Source organism: Actinosynnema sp. NPDC023658 (assembly GCF_040639995.1).
In the GTDB taxonomy this organism is placed as follows: Bacteria; Actinomycetota; Actinomycetes; order Mycobacteriales; family Pseudonocardiaceae; genus Actinosynnema.
The window spans coordinates 1-3,016 of sequence record NZ_JBFAAX010000699.1 but is presented as its reverse complement, the minus strand read 5'-3'; the positions used below and the strand labels follow the sequence as shown (position 1 = coordinate 3,016).

Below are 3,016 nucleotides of genomic sequence, written 5' to 3'. Positions count from 1 at the left end.
GGTCCGCCCGCGCCGGCGCGGTCCACCGCCGGACGGCCACCCCGCCACCGGGTGCGCTACTCATCGCCCGCCGGGGCGCCGATCACCCCGTCGGCCGACATCACCCAGCCCGTGTCCGACCGGGAGCCCCGGACCGCGGTCGTCGTCCGCAACCCCCGCCGCACCAGGTCCACCACCCGCCGCAGCTTGGCCCGTTCCCGCTCGGCCACCAGGGTCTCGTCCACCTCAGATCATCCCCTTCCGCAGGGCGTAGGCGACCGCGTGCGGCCGGTTGCGCAGGTTGAGCCTGGTGGTCAACCCGTAGAACACGTTCTTGATCGTGCGCTCGGAGTAGCACAAGCGGCCGGCGATCTCGGTGGTGTCCAGGCCGTCGGCCATCAACCGCAGCACGTCCGCCTCGCGCGGCGTCAGCTTGGGCACGCTCGCGTCCGGCGACACCAGCTCGCGCTGCAGCCGCTCCACGTGCTTGAGCAGCTCCGCCACCATGCCGGGCGGCATGACCCCGCCACCCGACGCCGCGGCCAGGACGCTGCGCAGCACCCGCTCTCCGGTCGCGGCCGCGCGGGGCAGGATCGCCACCACCCGGCACTCCACGGCCGCCAGCACGTCCTTGTCCCCGACCTCGTCCAGGACCAGCACCACCGGCGCCCCGACGTCGGCGGCGACCCGCCGCAGGCCGGTCAGCACCTCGGGGCCGATCCGGTCCACGGCGGCCACGACCACGTCGGCCCGCGCCCGCTGGTCCCACTCCAGGACCGCGATCTCGGCCCGCGAGCCGAGGTAGCTGGTCAGCCCAGCCCTGCTCAGGTGATCCGCCGCCTGGACCACGACCCGAACTCGTTCCACCGCTGCCTCCCACAGATCCGGTTCCCCGATACCGAGTCTGGGAGGCGCGACTTCACGCGCTCTCAAGCGCGTCTACAAGAGTTCTTCACGAGGGTCGAGCGGCGTGAAGAGGGACGAGGAGAAGTCCGCCCAGCACTCAACACCCCGGAATATCCGCTGGTCAAGGGGAATGTCCCGACGAACCCGCCCGGTGGTCCGCAGGGGTCACGCCTGGACGATCTCGTCCGCCTCGCTCCAGTGGCGGTGCAGCGCCCGCAGCACGTCGTCCAGGTCGTGCGCGGGCGACCAGCGGGGGTAGTCGCGCCGGAACTTGCGGGTGTCGCTGATCCACCACCGCGGGTCCGCGAACCCGGCGCGCGGCGAGTAGTCGAACGGCACCTCCGCGCCCGCCAGGTGCTCGTAGCGCGCGATCAGCTCCAGCACCGAGGCGGCGCGCCCGCGCCCGCCGCCCAGGTGGTAGACCTCGCCGGGCCGCGGGTCCAGGTAGAACTGCCACAGGGCGTCCACCAGGTCGCGGACGTCCAGCACGTCGCGCACCTGCTTGCCGCCGTGGCCGACGACCGGGTAGGGCGCCCCGCGCACGGCGCTGCGCACCAGGTGCGACACGAAACCGTGCTCCGGCACGCCCGCCTGCCCGGCGCCGGTGACGCTGCCGCACCGGAACACCCCGACCTTCATGCCCAGCCGGCGGCCGTACTCCTGGGCGGCGAGGTCGGCGGCCAGCTTCGACACCCCGAGGAACGTGCGGTCGGCCCGGTCCAGCCGGATCGACTCGTCCACGCCGTGCTCGTGGAACGGGTGCGACGGGTCGAGCTCCCACCGGGTCGCGGTCTCCACCAGGGGCAGCGCGTCCGGCACGTCGCCGTAGACCCTGGCGGTGGACAGCAGGGTGAACACCGCCTCGCCGCAGTGCCGCCGGACCGAGTCCAGCACGGTGACCGCGCCGAGCGCGTTGACGCCGAAGTCGACCAGGGGCCGTTCGGCGGACCAGGCGCGGCTCGGCTGCCCGGCCGCGTGCACCACCAGCCGGACGTCCGACCCCCACGTGCGGAACACCTCGTCCACGGCCGCCTGGTCGCGCACGTCGACCCGGTGGTGGCGGTAGTTCGGGACGCTCCGGGCCTCCGCGAGGCCGCGCGCCACCGACCCGGCCGGGCCGAAGAACTCCTGCCGCATCTCGTTGTCGAGGCCGACGACGAGGTCGAACCGCGGCGCGAACCGCCGCACCGCCTCGCCGCCCACGAGCCCGGCCGAGCCGGTGACCACTGCGATGTCCACGGGTACTCCCCTCTCCTGTGCGAACCCTCCGCGCCGATTCCGCTGCGCCCATCCCCTTGCGCCCATCCCCTTGCGCTTATCCCCTTGCGCTTATCCCTGTGCCGATCCCCTGTGCCGATCCCATCCCGCTGTCCCCGTGCACCCATCCCCCCGCATCGGGTCGGATCAGGAGCGGCGGAAGAACTCGACCTCCCCGAGCGCCACGTGCCTGCCCGCGCCCAGTCCCGCGGCGGCCTTCACGACCAGGCGCACCGCCACGACGTCGCTGATGCCGGTGTCGGTGCGCTGCGGGCCCGGCTGGTCGTTCAGCGCCACCGCGATCGTGCGCGTGACGCCGCCGGAGGAAGTCACGACCAGGTCCACGGCCGTGGGCCGGGCCTCCTCGCGGAACTGCTCGGGCTGCGCCGAAGCACCCGTGTGCACGACCACCGACAGCAGCCGGAACGGCTGGTCGAACGTGAACTCGACCGCGTCGCCCACGCCGGGCGCACCCCAGTACCGGTTTGACAGCCCGTCCACGGCAGCTGCGGCCGGGTGGTCGGGCACCTCGGCGGTGGCCGCGGCGCGCACGGGCGCGATCGGCGCGGGCGTGGCCAGCCGGTCCCGCAGGACCTCGAACAGCTCCACGCCCGTGGGGTAGAACAGGATCCCTGCGACGACGAGCGCGGCGACCACGAGCAGCGCGGTCAGCCGGCGCAGCCACCGGGAGGTGTCGCCGCGGCGGCGCGGACGTCGGCGGCGGTCCGCGACGGTGATCGCGGTCCCGCCCTGGAGCGGGGTGGCGCACCGGCGGCAGAACCGGCGGCCCGGGGGGTTGGTGGTCCCGCACACCGGACAGGGCGGGCCGTCCACCTCCACCCCGGCGCCGGCGGTCGGCAGCGGTCGCTTGGCC

Annotated in this window: 4 protein-coding genes; all 4 read right to left on the bottom strand. The window is 74.2% G+C overall.

Annotated features, from left to right (window positions below):
* Positions 1-56 precede the first annotated feature (56 nt).
* Positions 57-224, bottom strand: coding sequence for a hypothetical protein (locus AB0G02_RS33385; RefSeq protein WP_360802301.1), 168 nt, complete (start codon positions 222-224; stop codon positions 57-59).
* A gap of 1 nt (position 225) precedes the next feature.
* Positions 226-846 (bottom strand): LuxR C-terminal-related transcriptional regulator, encoded by a 621-nt coding sequence (locus tag AB0G02_RS33380; RefSeq protein WP_360802299.1) that lies wholly within the window; start codon positions 844-846, stop codon positions 226-228.
* Between the two features lie 204 nt (positions 847-1,050).
* A complete protein-coding gene (locus AB0G02_RS33375) occupies positions 1,051-2,124 on the bottom strand; it encodes an NAD-dependent epimerase/dehydratase family protein (protein ID WP_360802296.1) in 1,074 nt (357 codons plus the stop codon).
* Positions 2,125-2,289: 165 nt separating this feature from the next.
* On the bottom strand, positions 2,290-3,016 hold a 727-nt coding region (locus AB0G02_RS33370), incomplete at its 5' end, for a zinc-ribbon domain-containing protein (protein ID WP_360802293.1).